The organism is Paenibacillus sp. ACRRY, from assembly GCF_022346995.1.
In the GTDB taxonomy this organism is placed as follows: domain Bacteria; phylum Bacillota; class Bacilli; order Paenibacillales; family Paenibacillaceae; genus Paenibacillus.
Window position 1 is genome coordinate 294,077 of sequence record NZ_JAKRNM010000005.1, and the last position, 19,846, is coordinate 313,922.

18 protein-coding genes are annotated in these 19,846 nt (G+C 48.1%); 8 read left to right on the plus strand and 10 right to left on the minus strand.

Features of this window, described 5'->3' with window-relative positions; all coding sequences use genetic code 11:
• Window positions 1-16: 16 nt before the first annotated feature.
• The 6 genes from MH144_RS19740 to MH144_RS19765 all read left to right on the plus strand — a co-directional run bounded on the left by MH144_RS19740 (window position 17) and on the right by MH144_RS19765 (window position 5,378).
• Complete coding sequence (locus tag MH144_RS19740; RefSeq protein WP_239303351.1) at window positions 17-1,135, plus strand: HD-GYP domain-containing protein; 1,119 nt, start codon at window positions 17-19, stop codon at window positions 1,133-1,135.
• Window positions 1,136-1,357: 222 nt separating this feature from the next.
• Window positions 1,358-2,494, plus strand: a complete 1,137-nt coding sequence (yfkAB, locus tag MH144_RS19745; RefSeq protein ID WP_239303353.1) for a radical SAM/CxCxxxxC motif protein YfkAB — start codon at window positions 1,358-1,360, stop codon at window positions 2,492-2,494.
• A 58-nt stretch (window positions 2,495-2,552) separates the two neighbouring features.
• Window positions 2,553-3,926, plus strand: a complete 1,374-nt coding sequence (locus tag MH144_RS19750) for a hemolysin family protein (protein WP_239303355.1) — start codon at window positions 2,553-2,555, stop codon at window positions 3,924-3,926.
• 236 nt (window positions 3,927-4,162) lie between these two features.
• Complete coding sequence (locus MH144_RS19755) at window positions 4,163-4,402, plus strand: spore coat associated protein CotJA (RefSeq protein ID WP_183521217.1); 240 nt, start codon at window positions 4,163-4,165, stop codon at window positions 4,400-4,402.
• Window positions 4,392-4,667 carry a spore coat protein CotJB gene (locus MH144_RS19760; RefSeq protein ID WP_239303357.1) on the plus strand — a complete coding sequence of 92 codons (276 nt, stop codon included), beginning with the start codon at window positions 4,392-4,394 and terminating at the stop codon, window positions 4,665-4,667. Before MH144_RS19755 ends, MH144_RS19760 begins: the two co-directional genes overlap by 11 nt.
• 141 nt (window positions 4,668-4,808) lie before the next feature.
• Window positions 4,809-5,378 carry a manganese catalase family protein gene (locus MH144_RS19765; RefSeq protein ID WP_095288151.1) on the plus strand — a complete coding sequence of 190 codons (570 nt, stop codon included), beginning with the start codon at window positions 4,809-4,811 and terminating at the stop codon, window positions 5,376-5,378.
• Window positions 5,379-5,468: 90 nt separating this feature from the next.
• On the opposite strand, the gene MH144_RS19770 is transcribed toward MH144_RS19765, so the two are convergent.
• The 4 genes from MH144_RS19770 to MH144_RS19785 form a co-directional block, all read right to left on the minus strand.
• Entirely contained in the window at window positions 5,469-6,461 is a 993-nt protein-coding gene (locus tag MH144_RS19770; RefSeq protein ID WP_239303359.1) for a 3-oxoacyl-[acyl-carrier-protein] synthase III C-terminal domain-containing protein, read from the minus strand.
• Between the two features lie 54 nt (window positions 6,462-6,515).
• On the minus strand, window positions 6,516-6,866 hold the full coding sequence (locus MH144_RS19775; RefSeq protein WP_239303361.1) for a hypothetical protein: 351 nt from the start codon (window positions 6,864-6,866) through the stop codon (window positions 6,516-6,518).
• A 184-nt stretch (window positions 6,867-7,050) separates the two neighbouring features.
• A complete protein-coding gene (locus MH144_RS19780) occupies window positions 7,051-7,419 on the minus strand; it encodes a carboxymuconolactone decarboxylase family protein (RefSeq protein ID WP_239303363.1) in 369 nt (122 codons plus the stop codon).
• A gap of 12 nt (window positions 7,420-7,431) precedes the next feature.
• A complete protein-coding gene (locus tag MH144_RS19785) occupies window positions 7,432-9,063 on the minus strand; it encodes a thiamine pyrophosphate-binding protein (RefSeq protein WP_239303365.1) in 1,632 nt (543 codons plus the stop codon).
• A gap of 416 nt (window positions 9,064-9,479) precedes the next feature.
• Between MH144_RS19785 and MH144_RS19790 the strand changes: the two genes are divergently transcribed.
• A complete protein-coding gene (locus MH144_RS19790; protein WP_239303367.1) occupies window positions 9,480-10,469 on the plus strand; it encodes a Gfo/Idh/MocA family protein in 990 nt (329 codons plus the stop codon).
• A 138-nt stretch (window positions 10,470-10,607) separates the two neighbouring features.
• Here MH144_RS19790 and MH144_RS19795 read toward each other — a convergent pair whose 3' ends face one another.
• Complete coding sequence (locus MH144_RS19795; RefSeq protein WP_239303369.1) at window positions 10,608-12,326, minus strand: methyl-accepting chemotaxis protein; 1,719 nt, start codon at window positions 12,324-12,326, stop codon at window positions 10,608-10,610.
• A gap of 293 nt (window positions 12,327-12,619) precedes the next feature.
• Between MH144_RS19795 and MH144_RS19800 the strand changes: the two genes are divergently transcribed.
• On the plus strand, window positions 12,620-13,306 hold the full coding sequence (locus MH144_RS19800) for an HAD hydrolase-like protein (RefSeq protein ID WP_239303371.1): 687 nt from the start codon (window positions 12,620-12,622) through the stop codon (window positions 13,304-13,306).
• 159 nt (window positions 13,307-13,465) lie between these two features.
• Here MH144_RS19800 and MH144_RS19805 read toward each other — a convergent pair whose 3' ends face one another.
• From MH144_RS19805 to MH144_RS19825, 5 genes are read right to left on the minus strand one after another with little or no spacing between them, the layout of a single operon-like run.
• A complete protein-coding gene (locus MH144_RS19805) occupies window positions 13,466-14,650 on the minus strand; it encodes a YheC/YheD family endospore coat-associated protein (RefSeq protein WP_239303373.1) in 1,185 nt (394 codons plus the stop codon).
• Window positions 14,651-14,685: 35 nt separating this feature from the next.
• Entirely contained in the window at window positions 14,686-15,792 is a 1,107-nt protein-coding gene (locus MH144_RS19810; protein WP_239303375.1) for a YheC/YheD family endospore coat-associated protein, read from the minus strand.
• On the minus strand, window positions 15,792-17,165 hold the full coding sequence (locus MH144_RS19815; RefSeq protein ID WP_239303377.1) for a YheC/YheD family endospore coat-associated protein: 1,374 nt from the start codon (window positions 17,163-17,165) through the stop codon (window positions 15,792-15,794). Before MH144_RS19815 ends, MH144_RS19810 begins: the two co-directional genes overlap by 1 nt.
• Window positions 17,166-17,225: 60 nt before the next feature.
• Window positions 17,226-18,416: a YheC/YheD family endospore coat-associated protein gene (locus tag MH144_RS19820; RefSeq protein WP_239303379.1), complete on the minus strand. Its 1,191-nt coding sequence runs from the start codon at window positions 18,414-18,416 to the stop codon at window positions 17,226-17,228.
• A gap of 30 nt (window positions 18,417-18,446) precedes the next feature.
• Window positions 18,447-19,814, minus strand: a complete 1,368-nt coding sequence (locus MH144_RS19825) for a YheC/YheD family endospore coat-associated protein (RefSeq protein ID WP_239303381.1) — start codon at window positions 19,812-19,814, stop codon at window positions 18,447-18,449.
• Window positions 19,815-19,846 lie beyond the last annotated feature (32 nt).

A 19,846-nucleotide genomic window follows, 5' to 3' on the forward strand; every position in this document is an offset into this window, starting at 1 on the left:
CGGGAGAGGATAGGCTGTGCGTTTGGTACATATAAACCTATTGCAGCCTGGCATGAAGCTGGGGAAACGGATTTATAGCGAAGAGGGTTTGGTTCTGCTCAGCGAAGATGTGGAACTGACCGAACGGTTGATTGGACGTCTAAAAGACCTTGGCGTAGGTTACGTATATATTAAGGAAGCAGCGACAGAGGATATTATCGTTCCCGATATGCTTCAGGAAGAAACCAGACGCAGGGCACTGGTAGAAATCAAGCAGCAGTTTCAGAGTATGTCGGGTTTGAAAACCAAAAGCCGGATTCCGCATTTTGGCAAAGCGCTGAGTGGTCTGATGAATACCATTTTGGAGGACATCGGTGGTCAAAAGGAAGCAATGATCATGCTGATGGATATGAACTCCAGTGATCTTGATCTGTACAACCACTCCTTGAACGTATGTGTGTATACTCTGGTTTTGGGCGTTGCCTCAGGGTATTCCAGACAGCAGCTGATGGAAATTGGACTGGGTGCCTTGCTGCATGATATAGGAAAGACACAGATTGCTCCAGATGTTTTGCATAAACCAGCTAAATTGAGTGATGAGGAATTTAAAATCATACAGCAGCATACTACATATGGACATCGTATTTTAAAAGATGAACCTGGCATACCGCTGCTGGCTGCACATTGCGCCCTGCAGCATCATGAGCGAATCGACGGTAGTGGCTATCCGTTTGGCCTGAAGGGTCCTGAAATCCATGAGTATGCCAAGTGGATTGCACTGGCTGACTCGTATGACGCGATGACGAGTAATAGGGTATACCGTCAGGCATTGCTGCCTCATCAGGCGGTGGAGGTCTTATATACAGGCTCTGGCTCGTTGTATGAACAGCGCATGTTGGAGAAATTTCGTGACTGTGTGGCAATTTATCCCGTAGGTCTATCGGTGACGCTGAGTACAGGAGAGGTAGGCGTGGTTGCATCTATCGATTCACGTGTCCCGCAGCGGCCGCGGATTCGGGTGTTGAAGAATACGGATGGACAGACATTAAACGCACCTTACGAAATAGATCTGTCCACAGCCTTATCGGTTATGATTACTGGTGTTGAAGGGGATGAGGGCGTGCCTCCGATCCCTTCCTGTGATGAATTTTCTTGATCACTGTTAACTTATTGCCAGCAGGGAGACTGCGCTCATAGCAATATCCGGGCCGGGTCGGCCCTGGAGTTGTATGGGCGTTTTTGTCATGTAATGGACAGAGCACTTCATGCCGAAGCGTTCGAAATTGTGCTATGATAAAAGATAGCTCCAAAAAGATCATGACGAAGTATGATGTAAATAAAACTTTTTAGGTTAATAAAAGGAATAAGGTGAAGAACAATGACCATGCTAAACTCAGGATCGGTTGAACCGATGCCTTTATCGCCGACTAATGATCCATGGGATCCGATCGGCTCTTTGCGTACATATGGACGCCACGTGTTAACCAGTGTTGAAATGACGGTGACTCATCTGTGCAATATGCGATGCGAGCACTGTGCTGTAGGGGATATGCTCACAATGCGTGAAGCTCCCGCACTGCCACTGCCTCTAATGCTGAAGCGGCTGGACGAAGTGGAGCATCTGCAGACCATCAGTCTGACAGGTGGTGAGCCAAGTTTCAGTCAAAAGACAGTCGATGAAATGATCATTCCACTGCTGAAATATGCCAAGGAGCGCGGTATACGATCACAGATCAACTCTAATCTGACGCTGGATCTCAGTCGTTACGAGAAGCTGCTGCCGTACCTTGATGTGATGCACATCTCATTCAACTATCTGAATGCTGATGATTTCCATCAAGTCGGTTTTGCCAACAGTGGCAGATCTGTCAAGCGAGAAGTAGCGGTAAAAATGTATGAGAAAATGATAGAAAATTCACGCAAACTGAGTGAAGCAGGCATGTTTATCTCTGCCGAATCCATGATTAATTTCCGTACTCATGATAAGTTGGATGGTATCCATCAACTGATTCGGGAGATGGGTTGTGTGCGTCACGAAGTACATCCGATGTACAACTCGAATTTCGCTTCCACATTGCCTGTCCTGTCTCTGGACCATATGCGTGCAGCCATTCATCGTTTGCTGGATGTGCGCGACAAAGACATGTGGATGTTGTTCGGTACGCTCCCATTCTTTGCATGCAGTGCGGCCGACCAGGACAGGGAATTGATCAATCGCCTGTACAGTGAGCCTAATGTGACCGTACGAAATGATCCGGATGGTCGAAATCGCGTCAACGTTAACATGTTTACAGGCAATGTGTATGTTACGGATTTTGCCGACATTCCTGCCTTTGGCAACATTCGCGATCGGAAGCTGGACGATGTATTCCATGAATGGTCAGCGGAGCATCCGCTTAATCAGACCGTAAACTGTCACTGTGATGCAGCGTCCTGCTGTGGGCCTAACCTGCTGGTGGCGGATATGTATTATAAAGGTGTGGATTTCAAATCCAGAAAAGCAATCACGCGCTGATCAGGCGCTGATATTCCAGGTATATTCCTGAAAAAGATAGAAAAAGGGGAGTGTCGACTTGGATATTCATACCGAATTTCATCTCGGGCAGTTGGTTTTCAATTTGGTTTGCGTTTTTCTGCTCGTATTCTTGAATGGCGTATTTGTTGCAGCGGAATTTTCTCTGGTTAAAGTCAGGCAAACCCGGTTGACTCAATTAGAGAGCGAGGGGAATCGGCTGGCTGGGTATGCACTGAAGGTGAATGGAAAACTGGATGCCTACTTGTCGGCAACCCAGTTCGGCATTACCCTGACATCCCTGGGGCTTGGCTGGCTCGGTGAACCCGCCATCTCCGAATTACTGGTAGAGCCGCTGATGTTCAAACTGGGCGTGGCGGATACAGGACTGATCTCTACCGTTTCCGTTATCATCGGTTTCTGTATTATTACGTTTCTGCATATTGTACTTGGAGAACTTGCACCGAAGTCGCTTGCTATTCAAAAAACAGATGGCGTGGCTCTGCTATTATCCGCACCACTTCTGTTGTTCTACAAAATCTTTTTCCCTTTCATCTGGATTCTCAATGCATCGGCCAATGCGCTGCTGCGACTGGCAGGGATAGAGCCTGCGAGTGAGGGAGAGGCCCATTCTGAAGATGAACTTCGGATTTTGATGAAGCAGAGTGCGAAGAGTGGTGTCATTGACAAGGATGAAATCAAATTAATGGATAACATCTTTGATTTCTCCGATATGCTTGCTCGTGAAATCATGCTGCCACGTACAGATATGGATTGTTTGTATACCCATCTGTCCTTGGAAGAGAACCTGAAGATTATTAATGCAACGAAGCATTCCCGTTATCCTGTTGCCGTCGAGGATAAAGACGAAATTATTGGATTTATCCATATTACGGATCTGCTTTTGGCAGCGCCGGAACAGCAGCAGGATCTGGCTTCACTTGTTCGGCCCATCTTGAATGTTCCGGAATCCATGGAAATCAGCCATGTCCTTCAACTGATGCAGAAAAAGCATTCTCAGATGACCCTTGTTGTTGACGAATACGGCGGCACCGCCGGATTATTGACGGCTGAGGAAATTTTGGAGGAGATCGTAGGGGATCTATACGATGAGTTCGAGGATGAGCGACCTCATATGGAACGCAGCGGCGATTCCTTCTCCATTGATGGACGATCTCTCATTGAAGAGGTTCATGAATGGACCGGAGCTATCATTGATGACGAAGAAGTGGATACCATTGGCGGTTGGTTGTTCAAAGAGCTTGAAGGTAGCCCAGCCAAAGGTAAAACACGGGAGCAGAACGGCTATGTTTTTGAGGTGGAGGAATCCACCCGGTTACGAATCACCCGAGTCAAGGTGTATAAGAGCCCAGTTTCTGAAGAAGAGGCTGCTGCTTTGGATGAGGCTCGGGACGATGCCGAATCGGACAAGTAGTGACGTATGAGGAACTGCCATATTGAAATGAATGTGACCTTTGGAACACTTCCCGTGGGGGAGTGACCAAGGGTCTTTTTTTTGTGAAGAAGAAGGCGTGAGAAATTCCAAGAGTTGTTTCGGCTGAATTGGGATTAACTTAAGAACGATGACATATGGATAATAGACGGGAAAAGCAAGGATTTTGGTCGCCTACCGACGAGTGACCAAATTTCAGTGAAGGGAGGCGTTTGAAAATGATTGATCCACAGCTTCGCGCATATGCCCCTTTCGTGGGGCCGTTTGATCCGTGTAAACCGATTGAAATTAAAACATACCTTGTTCCTCCACAGTTATTTATCCCTTTCCAGCCGATGGGCTGGCCTCAATACAGTCCGGCAGAAGCGCTGAGACTAGGAACGTTGTGGCCTGCGCTATACAGTCCTTATACATCCAAAAAAGCAAAGGGGAGGGAGGTAGGAGCAGATGGAGCCTGAAGCAGCAACAGCGTGTGACGCCAGATATTATGAGTTGCTGGAGGAACTGCAAGCCTTGGATTTCGTGTTGGTGGAGCTGAATCTGTATCTGGATACTCACCCGGGGGACTATCAGAGTATTGAACAGTATAACAAGTTTAGCCAGGAGCGGATGAGGGTAGCCCATGAATTTCAGCAGCTGTATGGACCGCTTATGAACTTTGGGCATGCATTCTCCAAGTATCCTTGGCAGTGGTCAGAGGCACCCTGGCCTTGGCAGGTGTAATGGACGTTTGAGTTGATTCTGCAAGTATACTGTACCCGGGTTTTCCGGAAATGCTGAATCGGGATACCCGGGAAGTGGAAGAAACAACTAACCGAATTGGGTCACATTCAGTTCGCATTTTTGAAGGAGGGATCGTCCAACATGTGGGTATACGAAAAAAAGCTGCAATATCCTGTTAGGGTAAGTAAATGTGATCCTCATATGGCCAAATTGCTGATGGAACAGTATGGTGGAGCAGACGGAGAACTGGCTGCAGCCCTTCGATATCTGAATCAGCGCTATACCATTCCAGACAAAATTATCGGTCTGTTGAATGACATCGCTACGGAGGAGTTTGCTCATTTAGAGATGATTGCAACTATGATCTACAAACTTACCAAGGATGCTACCATTGAACAGCTGGAGAAGGCAGGCCTGGATGCTCACTATGTGAATCATGACAAGGCCCTCTTTTACAGCAATGCGGCAGGTGTACCTTTCACTGCAACCTACATTCAAGCAAAGGGTGACCCTATTGCAGATCTGTATGAAGATATTGCTGCGGAAGAGAAGGCTAGGGCTACATATCAATGGCTAATTGATCTGACGGATGATGTGGATCTACAGGATAGCCTGAAATTCCTGCGGGAACGGGAGATTGTGCATTCGCTGCGTTTCCGTGAGGCGGTCGAAATCCTGAAGGATGATCGGGAAACCAAAAAGATCTTCTAATCATGCAACCTACCTTACACATATTAAAAAGAAGGATGCCCCTTTTGAAGTGAAAAAGGACATCCTTCTTTTCGTATGAGTGAAACCAGCTTAGTATTCGACCACCATGGCAACATTTTGCCATCCGGCTCCGACCGTCCAGAACAACACTTTATCACCACGCTCGACCTGACCTGAGGTGATGGCTCGATGCAGAGCGATAAAGGGACTGCTAGTTGATGTATAGCCGAATTCGTCTCCAATATAGACGGCAACATCATTAGCGATACCAATGTTCTCCGATACCGCACGAATATTACCGATGGATAACTGGGAGAAACAGGCTGCTTTGATCTGATCTGCTGCAATCTCGTTACGGCCTAACAGAGTAAGAATAGATTCAGAAGCGGCGTCGACGCAGATCGAATCATCGAACGGTGTGAATTTGACATGAAAAGCTCCTGCATCCACCCCGTTCTGTCCCAGTTTCGCCAGACCTTCTGCAGGAAAGAGGGAATTACCGTACACACAAGTATCCGTTTGATATATGGAATCAATGAATCCGGTGGCCTGTTCGTCGCGTTCTAGGATGACAGCTGCGGCTGCATCGCCGAAATTGGCATAGTAGACAGGATCATCAGGACTGGCGTGTGGGGCTACATAATCCGAACCGATAATCAGTGCTCTTCGAATTCTGGGATTCCCCAGCATCTGCCGGCTAACCTGTTCAAAGGCTGCCGTCATCCCGGCACAGTTGGCGTTGCTGTCGATACAGATTGTATGGGATGCTCCATTAATTAAACGATGAATCATTAAGGAATTCGTAGGGAAAATGTATTCCGGCGTTTGACTTGCATACGCAATCAGGTCGATATCTGCCCCGGTCAGTCCGGTCTTTTCCAAAAGGTTACTGGCTGCCTCAAAAGCCATGCTTAGTGAGTTCTCGTCATCGTTGTTAATTTTGTAACGCTTATCACGCCCAAGCGCTTTTAACAATCCCCGAATATCTACCCCTCTCGCATCAAAATGTTCAATGTAAAAGTCATTGTCCACCTGGTGCGCTGGATGATAAATATCCATATCCACAATACGAATTCCGGCCATCTTCATTCTCCTCTTGAGCGGATGGGTGGATCCACAACTTGTCCGCCTGATTTATTAGGTGGTAACGGTAGATATAATTTCGAGGTTGTCCAGTCCGACAGCACGTCCAAGCCTGGACAACTGCATTTTCAAAATGGCATTATTTTCGAGTGTGAGTACAACCTTTTTGAAGCCGTCCTTTTTAAATAGTGCCAGGCAGCCTTCGAGCAGAGGTACAATTTCTGGAGCAGTGACATTCAGCTTTTTGCAGTCGATACGCAGTTCATACTCCGTTGGGTTAATAGGAGCAATCGTATCCTGATAAGCGGAGATGGAACGCAATCCATCTTCTTGAGAGAAAGATCCCTCCAGTTCAATGTTAAGCACCTTGTTTGGAACGTCAGTCTTGAGTATAAAGCTTCCCATAATTGTCTCTCTCCTTTGAATGAGTTAAGGCTATCCTGTTACCAGGGACGAGGTGTCATCGCCACCATTGATGGCTTCTAAGATGTAAGCTGAGATCAAGGATAATTTACCCATATTATAAAGGCGCAGATGTAATGAGATCAAGAATAAAGTCGAATTGTGTATGAATATGTAGAATAGTTAATTATTGGATTTCATTTAGCGTCGCAAGTAGGACGTTAAATGCACTAATAATGCGCGGAGCCCCTACGCAAGGTGCCAAATGCAGAAGAATTCCTTTGAGCTCCTCCACAGTTACACCGACACGAAGTGCCATGACATAATGAACACCCAGTTGTTCAAACTGCCCTTGTGTAATCAGTGAGGAGATAACGGCAATTTCTTTCCATTGATCCGAAATGCTGGTGCGCTCGAAAATGTCTCCGTATGCTGTACCCATAATGAATTCTGCCAACTCGGGAAAGTGTTCCTTGATGGGGGCCAAGGCTTTGGCCCCGTATTCTCCAGAAAGATTCGCGAAACGCTCCAGCCCCTGAACAACCTGTTCACTCATGTTTTGCTCCTCCTAGTTCAAATTCACGGTACGATGGGCCGTAGGCGGAATCTCATCGCGATCTGTCAACAGCTCGATTACAGCGACTTGTTTCAGTTCTTGTGCTGCCTTGAGGGCAGCGATGAACTCGCCATGTGTTTCTGCCCGAAAAGCGACTGCACCGAGAGCTTCAGCAAACTTCGACGCATCCATAGGCACTTCGAACAAGGTCCCGTCGATCCGGCCTGTTGTTTTCTGCATACCTTTGAGCGCCATATCCAGCTGTTTATTATTCACTACGATGAAGATGACCGGCAGATTGTGGCATACAGCGGTATTGATCTCGGCTCCGAGCATCATGAAGCAACCGTCACCTGTAATACAGACGATCGTCTCGTCCGGCGCTGCTGCCTTTGCTCCGATCGCCATTCCAATGGCATTCCCCATACAGGCAAAGTATGCGTCAAATACAAAACTGCCAGGTTTCTTCACTTTATAGCGCTGAACAGCATGGAAGCCGTGACTTCCGTCATCAACGAATAAGGTATGATCATACGGCAGCATATCGCTCAGTTCATCCAAAATCGATGCGAGGGAGAGGTTAGGCAGAGTTGGCAGGGGGACAGTATAGTCCACTGCCGTGGACTCTCTCTCGGGAGCTTCATATTCCGTCAAGTTACCCAGTAGAAACTGCAGATTGTCTTTTAGATCGCCAGTAATATGTAAGGTTGGTGAGTGGAGTACTTTACCGACAAAAGCAGGATCCGAATCGAACTGAATAACATGTGCAGGATGATTCTCCGGTTTGAGATTGCAGATCGTCATGTCGCTCAGCCGCGATCCAAGCACGATATAGAGATCACTGCGGTTGAGCAATTCGTCTGCATGGGGGAAGCCCCCAACACCACAAGGTCCATGATATAACGGATGGTTCCAAGCGATAGCACCTTTCCCACCAGGCGTCGTGATAACAGGAATTTGGAATTGTTCTGCAAGATGCAATAGCTCGTCATGAGCTCTGGCTCGATTGACGCCTTTGCCTGCAATAATTAATGGGTGACTGGACTTGTGAAGGAGGGGAAGAATTCGATTAAGGTTAGAGATGCTAATTCGTGGCTCGGGTTCAGGCATGACAATTCGGCATTCGGCAAGCAGTTCGGTCTGGATGTCAAAGGGTAGACAAAGATGAACCGGACCTTTGTTCGGGCCAAGTGCAATGGAGAGGGCATGATTGAGCAAAGTGCCGAAGTGGTCGCCACGCTCCACCAGTTTGCTGAATAACGTAACGGGTCTGAACATCTCTGCGAGATCTGCCAGATAGGAGGAAGAGTCCTGGCACTGTGGAATCCCTAATTCCTGAATGGATTGATGCCCGGTAATAAACAACACCGGAAGATTATTCGCTTTGGCATGAGCTGCAGCGGTTAGAAGGTTGGTTCCACCCGGACCTGAAGTGGCGAATGCAACACCCAGCCTTCCGGTTTGGAGAGCGTAACCACCTGCTGCAAATCCTGAACTGGATTCGTGGCGACCTGGAATGAACTCAAGGCCGTGATCCACCATCTTCAGGACAGCAGGGCATATCGATTTTCCAATAATACCAAAGACGTGAGTAACACCAAGCTTGTGCAGCGTTTCTGCCAAATAGTCCGCAACGGTTTTCATGCGGGACACCTCGCTTCATAAAATAGGTTTTAAGACCCATAGGGTATAATCCAATTTTTTTCGAATGCAAGTGGTGGTCTAAGGTTGTAAAAGGAAATATATCCTTGTTAATACGAAGGTTATCTTTTTATGTGGTTTTTTGTCAACTTATTTTTATAAGAAAAAATACCTGATTCTTAAGTTGGTAACGCTTAACTACTTAATAGATATAGGGAAATGAAATGGTTATATATTCCTGCAACAAATGTCCTAATCAGAATGATTTACATTATATGTAAACTGAAGACTCGAAATATAGACTTACCCGTTACTTGATGATAAGCACGACGGCATATGCTTTTCTTTGCATGTTAACGCAAGAAAACGGATCCTATTTAACTTCTGTTATAATGAGAATCAGATTGGAGTGAGACTTAATGACAATATTGAAAATGGCAGTGATCGGCTTAGGAAAAATGGGTTTACATATGATTCAACAGGCGGAGCAAGCAGAGCTGAATGGAAGTATTAAGCTTGTGGCTGTATGTGAAGCACACGAAGAAACACTTAGGAACTTTGCTGATGGCCATGCGGAAATTAGCGCATATAGCGATTACATGCAGCTGCTGGATGAACATAAAATTGATCTATTGTACATTGCTGTACCGCCTAAATTTCATTATCCTGTCGTCATGGAGGCCTTACAGCGGAAGATCCATGTGTTTTGCGAGAAACCGCTGGCGAACAGTACAGAAGAGGCGAGAGAGATGCTTGAGGCCGCGGAGCAGGCAGGGGTAGTCCATGCCATTCATTTCTCCATGCCTCATGAACCTTCTGTATTGAAGCTGCAGGAACTGGTGGAGCAGAGCAGCATAGGTGCGATTCGTAAAATAGATCTGATTCTGCAATTCCCTCAGTGGCCGCGTGCATGGCAGCAGAATTCATGGATTTCAAGCCGTGAGCAAGGGGGCTTTATCCTTGAAGTGGGCATCCACTGGATCCATATGATACAGCATGTGTTTGGTCCAATTACGGAGGTGAGCAGTGAGGTCCAATATCCCGATAATGTGGAAGAATGTGAACATGAGGTGCAGGCTGTGATGAAGCTGGAAGACGGAACTCGTATTCAGCTTAACGGAATTGCTCATTTTGCAGGTAAGGAACGAGTTTCCATGGTCGTATACGGAACTGAAGGCACGATCGCTCTGGAAAACTGGGAAGAACTGATGATAGGGCCAATTGGACAGCCGCTTGCGCCAGTTGAGGTAGATGAGTCGATGGGAGAGCTGCCTGTTCTCAAACATGTCATTGCTCGTATCCAGGGACAACCGGCGAAAATATACGATTTTAACGACGGATACCGTGCCCAATTGGTGTTGGAGGCTTTGCGTAATCCGGAGGGGAATACGATCCAGATCAGCCGCTAGTCGGCAGTGTTGCCGTCTTGGATCAGATGCTGGAAGCAACAATAAGCTTAAATAATTTATACTTTTGCAGAAATAAAACAAGAAGCAGCTTCCTTAATAGGAAGCTGCTCTTTTTGTGTTAGTTGTTGTAATCACCGGTTAAGCTAGCTTGAATCGTTTCACCAGTTCGTCGAGTGCATCGGACATTTGATTCAGCTGTTTGGAAGTGTCGCTCATTTCCTGTAAGGAGGCAAGCTGTTCTTCGGTCATGGCCGATACTTCCTCCGTAGCAGATGCGGTATCTTCTACAACGATCGATACTTCGTTAATGGAATTCATGACAGCTTCACTGCCCGATGTGAGTTCTTCAACCACCGCGGATACATCCATCATTTGACCGCTGAGGTCGTGTATATGTTGTGTAATATTTGCAAAGGCATGCCCTGCGTCCTCGATGGTCCGCAGTCCCTCGTTAACATGAACCGTGCTCTCATCTACAACATCCACTGTGCTATGAACACCTGCGACCACCGTTTCCAATATGCTCGTAATTTCCTTGGCTGATGTGGCGCTTTGGTCCGCAAGATTGCGAATCTCTGCTGCAACAACTGCGAAGCCGCGTCCGTTTTCTCCTGCACGTGCAGCCTCAATTCCGGCATTCAATGCTAACAGATTGGTTTGTCTCGCGATCCCTGACATGGCATCCGCAATGTTAATGACTTGATCGGACATCTTGGAAATATCATTAATGGCTTCCTGTACAGAGAGGAAGGATTGCTCAATAACTCCCATTTTGCCGACCGCATTGTCAATACGCTGCTGCCCATCAATGGCTATGGATTCGGTACGTACCGCCCGTTCAGCCACGTCTGCAGCAGATGCGGCCACCCGGCTGAGTCCGGTTTGGGATTGTTGAATTGCAGCGACCATCGTTTGGGTAAGAGCAACCTGCTCATCTGCCCCTTCAGCTACTCGTTCCATGGCTGTAGCTACTTCTTTGCCGGCCAGGTGGCTGTCCGCCACACCTTTATCCATCCGATCTGATGCTGTGTTGAGAACAGTGGCATTACGCTGGATGTCCAGCATCATTTGCTGCAAGCCTAACAGCATCGTATTCGCAGACTCGGCGAGTTCTCTCGTTTCGTCCCTCATCGGGGTAGCAATGCGCAGGGTCAGGTCGCCATTGGAGGAACCGATGTCATTCAGTGCATGGGTAACGGTACGAATGTTTTTAACAATGGCACGGGACAAAATCAGTGCTGCAAAGATCGATATTAAGGCAACAAGAATAAGAGCTCCGTATAGTTCCCAGTTCAGAATCATATTTTTTTGTTTTAATGCTTCTGTACGTGTTTCTGTCAAAGCCAGTTCGTTGTTCCGGAAAGTAATTAGGGAGCTGCGAATCTCGTCCATATCTGCTTTGCCTGGATCTGTTGCAAAAAACTGACGAATGGCATCCAGATCGTTAGCCTGACGCAGAGAGACAACAGGCTCCCCGGCCACTTGAATCCAGTCATTCATGGAGCTATGTATATCTTGCAATAATGTCAATTGAGCTGGGTTATTGGAGATAAGGCCCGCTAACTGATCCTTGAGCTCGACTAGCTGCTCTTTTCCCGCTATATAAGGTTCCAGGTAATTTTCCTGTCCTGTGATCACGTAACCACGCTGTCCGGTCTCCATATCCACCATGTTTTTCTCCAACTCATACGTCAAAGCATGCACTTTCATGTCGTGATCGACGAGATAATCAAGCTCCTCCTGCAGCTGACCAATACTGTTCTGAATCAGTAGAATGCTTCCAGCCAGTACCGTCAAAACAAGCAGGTAACCCAGCCCGATTTTATAAAAAATTTTGAATGTTCTCCGTTTCGTCATGATTCCTTTTCCTCTCTTTTGGGTATATGTATTTGTCGAAAAAACTTGAAAAATGGCAACTTAAAGGACTTATGGCTCAGGAGTCTTAAGAACTATTTTTCAGTATTATACGTTATGAAAGTAAGTTTGTACATAGTTCGTTTATATTTTGTATATGGTTTGTATCGCTGCATAAGACACGACCGAGTAAACCTTTTACAGTGTTCGGTTTACACTGCCAAACGTTTTTGTTTATCATGGAAAGGGTATGATGCTGATTACATATTTCAATCCGAAAGGAACGGATCCTGAAAATGAGTAAAGAGACCGTATTGCGAAAACCGGAAGCGATGATTTTTGATATGGACGGAACGTTGTTCCAGACAGAGACCTTGCTGTTGCCTGCTTATCAAAAGCTTTTTGATACACTGCGTGCCGAGGGACACTTCGAAGGGGAGACCCCTCCTGAGGAACGGATGCTGGGAAGTTTGGGTATGCTGCTTGAAGATATATGGAAAGTGGTCATGCCGGAAGCCTCTGAAGCGGCACATCGTCGTGCAGATGAATTGCTGCTTCAATTGGAAATAGAGGGACTTGATCAGGGAAGTTCCCAACTCTACCCGCATGTAAAAGAGACGCTTGAAGCCCTTAAGGAACAAGGTGTTCGTTTGTTTGTAGCGAGTAATGGGCTGGAGGACTATGTCAAAGGGGTTGCGTTTGCCCACGAGATTATGCCTTTATTCGAAGGTGTATACAGTGCAGGACAATACCAGACACCTTCCAAGGTAAACCTGGTGCAAATACTGCTCGAAAAACACCGGATTCAGGATGCCTGGATGGTAGGAGACCGCTCGTCCGACGTTGAAGCAGGAAAAATGAATGGACAGACGGTCATTGGCTGTGCATATGCCGGCTTCGGGCGTGATGAAGAACTTGCAGGGTCAGATGTATTAATCTCTGATTTTACCGAGCTCACTCGTCTGTACAGAGAAGCCGAATAGCAAGCACTACATCTTGAACCAATCTGGATTAACGTTCAAAACCGGAAGAGCCTTTATCTCCGAAGCCTGTTTAACGGGCGTGGCGGAGATAAAGGCTCTTTGTGATGCCATGAGTATCGATTGTAAGATGCTTAAAGGCCAGGCCCCTTAGTGAAGCGGCTACTTTAATCTTGATTTCCGGGATCTTCGGGCTGCGGTGGTCTTACCGGTTACAGGTTTGGTTACTTTCACCTTGTTCGGAGTACTAGCCGTCCGGTTGCGGTACACCCATAGAGCATATTCCAACGGCTGAGTAATTGCTTTGTAATAAATATTCCGCTCACCAATCCGTGCAAATACTTCACGTGCAGGTTTGGGATTCACTTCAAGCAGGAAGATGTGGCCATCCTTGTCGATCGCTAAGTCCAGTGCAAGCTCACACAGGTCACCGTACGTATCTTCAAGGAATGAGGCTACTGAAATACCAAGTTTCTCTGCCGTAGCATTAATTTCGTTTCTCAGTTCCTCATCGGCGATCCATTGTTTCATCAATCGGTGCATAGCAACGGCCTGGCCGCCGCCATGCAGATTCGATGTTACACTTTTCTCTGCTCCCATGCGTCCAGCACAACCGGTCAGCTCCCATTCTCCCTCGCCATTCTTCTGTACGAGCATGCGATAATCGTGTACACGACCGTTTGGGAGCTGGAGCTGTATACCTTCCTGAACCAGATACTTATCTTTCATGTTCCAATGCTGGAGCAGAGAACCGAGCCTTGATAAATGGACTTTGCGCGGGGTAATGATGCGTCGTTTCTGATCACGTCCTTGGACCAGGACCATGTTAGCGTCGCTACTGATGCGTTCGATCCGCAGGATTCCTCGTCCGCCTGTTCCATTTATGGGCTTCAAATAGATCAGCGAAGAAGCTTTAAGCATTCGATTGACATCAGACATATCCTGGAACAGAACGGTCTCCGGCAAATGTTCACGAAAGGCGGATTTTGCCGAAAGGGTCTGATGTATGGTCCATTTATTGCGAAGTGGCCTGTTTAGGAAAAGCATGTGCCCGTATTTCTCGCGAAAGGCGAGCAGCTGCTGGAATCTGCGATTTCGCTGTATGCGGCAGCGGTCGAAGATCATGTCCGGAAATGGGCGCCATTCCCTGGACCACCCCTTTTCCGAATGGAAGACCATCGCCTCGATTTGTTTGCCTCCGGAATGGACATCCGCAGGTGTGAACACGTAAATGTCGAGTCCCCGCTTGCGTCCTTCAAGGATCATTCTGCGGTAGATGCTCCGTTCTTCCAAGGCGCGATGTTCGTTTAAGTACAACGTCATAATGCCTAGAACAGGTGAGGACACAAACAATCACCTTCTTTAGCTGTTATTCCTTTCCATTATCGTTTGGACTGGCGGGCCAGATAGGCGCTATATTGGAAAATGCGCTCCAATGATTTTTTACGAATCTGGGGTTCATCGAATTTCATTGGTTTCGCATTGGCTTCGAAGAACCAGATTTCTCCGAGATCATCGATACCCAAATCCATAGACATCTCCCCAAGCGTATGGCCAGAGCCTCGTTCAACCTGCCGTGCAATGGTTAATGATGTCGATCTGACCTTTTTCATTAGTGTAGTGGTTGTTTCTTCCCCGAACAGGTCGGTAAGAAGCTTCTCGGGATCCTCAACGCTGCCTCCACGTGGAACGTGGGTTGTAATGCTTCGCGAACCAGCCAGTCTGGCACCAACCCCTGTTACACTCCACTGTCCTTTGCCATTCTTCTGTACCAGAACGCGCAGATCGAAGGGGCGCTTACGGGAGGAGGCAAGTTCAATTCCTTGCTGCATGATATAAGGCGTATGCCCGGTTTCCCGGCGAATGCGAGACCATAACTTCGCAAGTGTTGCTGCCTTATACGTGGTGCTCTTTCGGGAACTTTGTATTCTGAGCCGGAACGGCAGACGTTCCTTCTCTTGAAACTTTAGCATCATTATGCCTTTTCCCGCTTTTCCACTTTCGGGCTTCAGATATAGATACGGAAATGCCCGCAGCACCGTACCCAGCGTAGTAGCACTTCGCATCCGGCGTGTATGAGGGATCAGATGCTGGGTAGATTTGGACTTCTTCAGCCATTCGAACAGATCCCATTTATTGAAGAAAAAAGGGTTATACAGCTCAATCCCCGATTGCATGCATTCCTCAATTTTCCGCTGAACGGAGGGCTTTCGCTCATCTTCCCGATAGGGAATTCGATTGTACAGGACATGAGGGAGAGGGAAGGACTGTGAAGTCCACTTTCCGCTCCCTTTGTTATACGTGTAGCCCTTAACCGTAGGACCGCTCACGTTCAGATCTCTTACAGTTACGATATACACCTGATAACCCATGTTTTCGCCTGTTTGTATAATGTCCAGAAAATTTTGATGGTTTCCCCTGAATCCCCGGTGGTCGTCGTGCATGGTCAACACGGCAATGACAGGTTTGAAATCATCATGAAGGCTCATCAAATGCCGTCCCTCTTCCGGAATTTGCTCAAATACAGGCAGTGTTCCAAAATGTGCTCCACCGATGATTTTCCCTCCACCCGGAGTGAAGGGTGACGGAAGATGGAGCGCCCGGGTTTGGCGTTCGCTTCGAACATCCATACATGTTCCTCCTGATCAATGCCCAGATCAAAGCCAATCTCACCAATCAGATGCTGGTGCTGGGTTTCAATCGCCTGGGCCAGTGTAATAGCGACGGATTTGGCCTGCTGAAGCACTTCTCCCGCACGTTCGCCGAAGTTACGGCTGAGCGCCTGTTCAGGGGTCATCAGAGAGCCGCCATTTTTGATGTGGGTAGTCACGCTGCCCCGACCAGCCTTCTTGGCACCGATACCGACGACGACCCATTGATTGCTCCCGTTTTTGTGCATGTGGAAGCGAAAATCAATCGGACACTCATCGATCTCAATGAGCCGGATCCCCTGCTGTACGACATAGCCTCGCAGCTGTTTTCCATGCCTGCCCTGAAGCATGCGCATTAAGCCATTGAAGGAGCCGAAGCGCAGAAGGGCATTGCCGCCTTTTTTGCGGTAACGCGCGAAATATCCGCGTTTGGGCGAATAGGTCAAGCGATAGATTCCGTTACCGAGACTCCCAGCAGTGGGCTTATAATATACGAACTGGTGTCGTTCCAGCATTTCTCTCATTTGTTCAACGGTCGGATTGGTGATCGATTCAGGAATATACCGACCTGCTTCAAGATCATTCTCCAGCAGCTTGTAGATGTCCGATTTATTGAAAAAGCTCCAGTTGAAAAATGGAATTTTACGACGGACAAACCGTTCCCTCAGTTGATTGATGGCAGGCGAGAAATCGGAACGGCGGCTGGGTAACCTGTTATAAACAACGTCTGGCAGAGGGACCGTTTTCCGAACAAAGCTTCCGTTTTCGTTCAGAAAAAAACCGGATACCGTTTCATTCTGCCAGTTAATATCCCTTGGAGTGAACGCATAGATATAGGATTTGCGGCTGCCTTCACGGAGCAATTGCTTGATGAACCCGGTACGGGAGCCAAACGGATTCGAGCTCGTTGCAGGTCCGTCGGACAATACTCCAATCAGTGGACCGAGCTGGACTTCATCATTTTGCAGGTTGCGCAGATAGATGCTGCCCCGCTTGGGAACGTTCATCAGATTGCGTATGCCCGAGGCGAGATAGAGATGTTTCCCTGCTTTCTTGATCGGTTTGATGGTTGCAGGCACCCGGTCTCGCCCAAACCGCAGATTTATCGTTTTTTTGCCGGATAGATTCAGACTTTTCATTAATGCGTTGGATACATAAACCACTTTATCCGGTTGCTGCGTAAAATGCAGATTGCAAAAGGTCAAACTCATGATTTATCCTCCTATCCTGAAAAAAATCCTTCGGCTCCATGGCAAGCGGGCGCTGCGGGCCTAGCCGCCTTGAATCGGGATGGGTTTCAGGCCAGCTGTGCTGGATGTATTCGGGATTTTCATTGGACGAACGACGTCCGTGAGAACATGTTGTTGCAGCAAATAACGAGCATAGGCAAGCGGCTGGGTGTACGTCAGTGTCTGCATGTGTCGGTCGCCTGCCTCTGCGAATGAAGAGCGCCCTGGCTTCGAATTGACCTCCAGCAGCCAGAGACGACCTGTCGAATCTGCTCCAAAATCCAGTCCCAATTCAGCAAGTCTGCCGAATTGCCCCTCCAGCAAGGGAGGGATTAGAGCAGCAGCATGGTTGATCCCTTCTAGAATGGTGTTGGCACGCATACTTCCGTATCGATCGATAAGATAAGAGTGGGCTGGATACGCCCTTCCTCCGCCATGCAAATTGGAGGTAAGGGAGCCCTCGGCACCTTCACGAACCATACATCCCGTCAGGGTCCAGCGTCCGTTTTTGTTTTTTTGCACCAGGGCCCGGATGTCGAATGGATGCCCATCATGACTCAGGTCCAAGTATGGCTGCATGATCATCCGGCGACTGGCAATCCTGGATTCAAGCCAGGTTGAGAGCGCATGACGTGTATAGAATGTACGCTGAAAACGTTCATTGTCCTGATCTCTGCCTTCAATAACCCATGTGGGTGTATCTTTTCCTTGGGTGAGACGAAACGTTTCCTTGCCATGGGTTCCTGAAACGGGCTTGAAGAAAAGTCCCTTGGGCCATCGTTTCAGCCAGTGCTCCCATGGAGCATGAGGTTGAAGGAGTACGGTGGGGACGAGAAGTTTGCTCAGCTGTTTGTCGCGAGACAATGCCCGGTGGACTTTCCATTTACCCGGGAGGGAAACAGACCAATACGGTCTGATGTGCCCGCTGCCGGATAAAGCAAGTTCATGAAGCTGCTGTCTCCATTGTCTTGGGAGTGGCAGCAGGCACCGATCCATTAGCATCTGCACCCCGTGAACAGGAGCTGTTTTCCATTGTCCGTTACGGTAAATATATCCTTTTTCTGGTAGAGGGTTATCTCTATCGCCGGATATGGGCAGCACGATGATATTCAGGTCATAACGATGACTTTCCAAACTGAGACGGCGGCAAAAGAGTTCATCCGAAAACGGCGGTGATCCTTCTGCACCACGGACCAGGATGGCTATGGTTGATGTTTGCGGCGATGATGACATCGGAATGCACCTCCTGTAATGGATCACTCTTCAGAATCCGGCCAGATACGTGGAGTATTCCAGCATGGCTTTGACAGAGGGCCGGATCTTACTCTCGCTCAGTGGCGTATTGTCATTCTTGGACGGTTTCGAATTAACCTCGAGCAGCCAGACACGACCAGTGGTGTCCATCGCAAGATCAATCCCAAGTTCACCGAAATGGGCAGGGATTGCATGCTCAATTCCTTTGGCAATGTCGAGCGCTGCCGTATGAAGATTTGTATAAGCTGAGGCTTTGGCTGATCCGGGAAGCTGGGTTTTGGCCACGGCCTCCTTAACGGTACTGAGGCTTCCGCCCCGGGCTAGATTCGATACATAGTGGCTGCCTCCGGCAATGCGGGCTACGATGGATGTAACACTCCATTTGCCTGATCTGTTTTTTTGTACGAGGGCACGGAAATCGACGGGCCTGCCGCTGTTATCGATGAGAGATAGGCCTTGCTGGATCTGGTATCGCGTCGTTTTCATTTTTCCGGACAGACTGGCATAGAGTTTATCCAGGGAAGTATACGTTTGTTTGCGGGTGCCCCCTACACTGGTTGCGAGTGTAAGGAAACTGCCGTCAATTTGACGGGAGACTCGGATGATTCCTTTGCCAAGCGAACCTCGCACAGGCTTGAGAAATACAACCGGATACCGGGTGCACATCGTTTTGAGCGTGGCAGAGGACTTCAGCAGATGAGACTCCGGCAGGACCCTTTTGAGCGTTGTAATGGACTTCAAGGCATCAAACACTTCATTTTTGTCCAGGAACTTTTCATTAAAGGTTTGTGTGCCGTAGAGAGATTTTACTTCTTTCATGAAATGCTGTACGCTAGGTTTGTTCTCAAGCTTACGGGATGTCAGCCTGTTATTGACGACGTCTGCAATGGGCAGAACCGTCTTTTTCCAGCCGTCATCATACACCCAGCCCTGAATATGACCCGTTACCGCTCCGATATCCTCTGGTGTGAAAAAGGATACATAGGCGCCCTGCTTACGGCAGGCGTTCACCAGCTCATGACAGAACATCGTGATGGAGCCAAAGGGCCGATCGGGCTGATCGGGATAATCCTGGCTTACCAGCACACTGATGAAGGGTCCAAGGCGCAGCGTACGGCTGGCTGAACGATAGGATACACTCAGGACCGAACGGGGAACCAGGCCGGTCTTGCTGGCTACCGTCTGATTGATGCGAAGGCCGTCATATCTGGGAACCGGAATAACGGTGACTTCACGGCGGTAAGAGCCGAATTGTAGCTGAAGCGGCCTTCCCGAAGGGATTTTAAGGGCCTTGAGCACCCCTTCGCCCAGCATGATGACGTCGTCCTGCAGGATGCCCGAGCCGGTAACCTGAATCGTTACTTTTTTAGTGGACATCACGGATCTCCTTCCGGGCGGCAACTTGATGT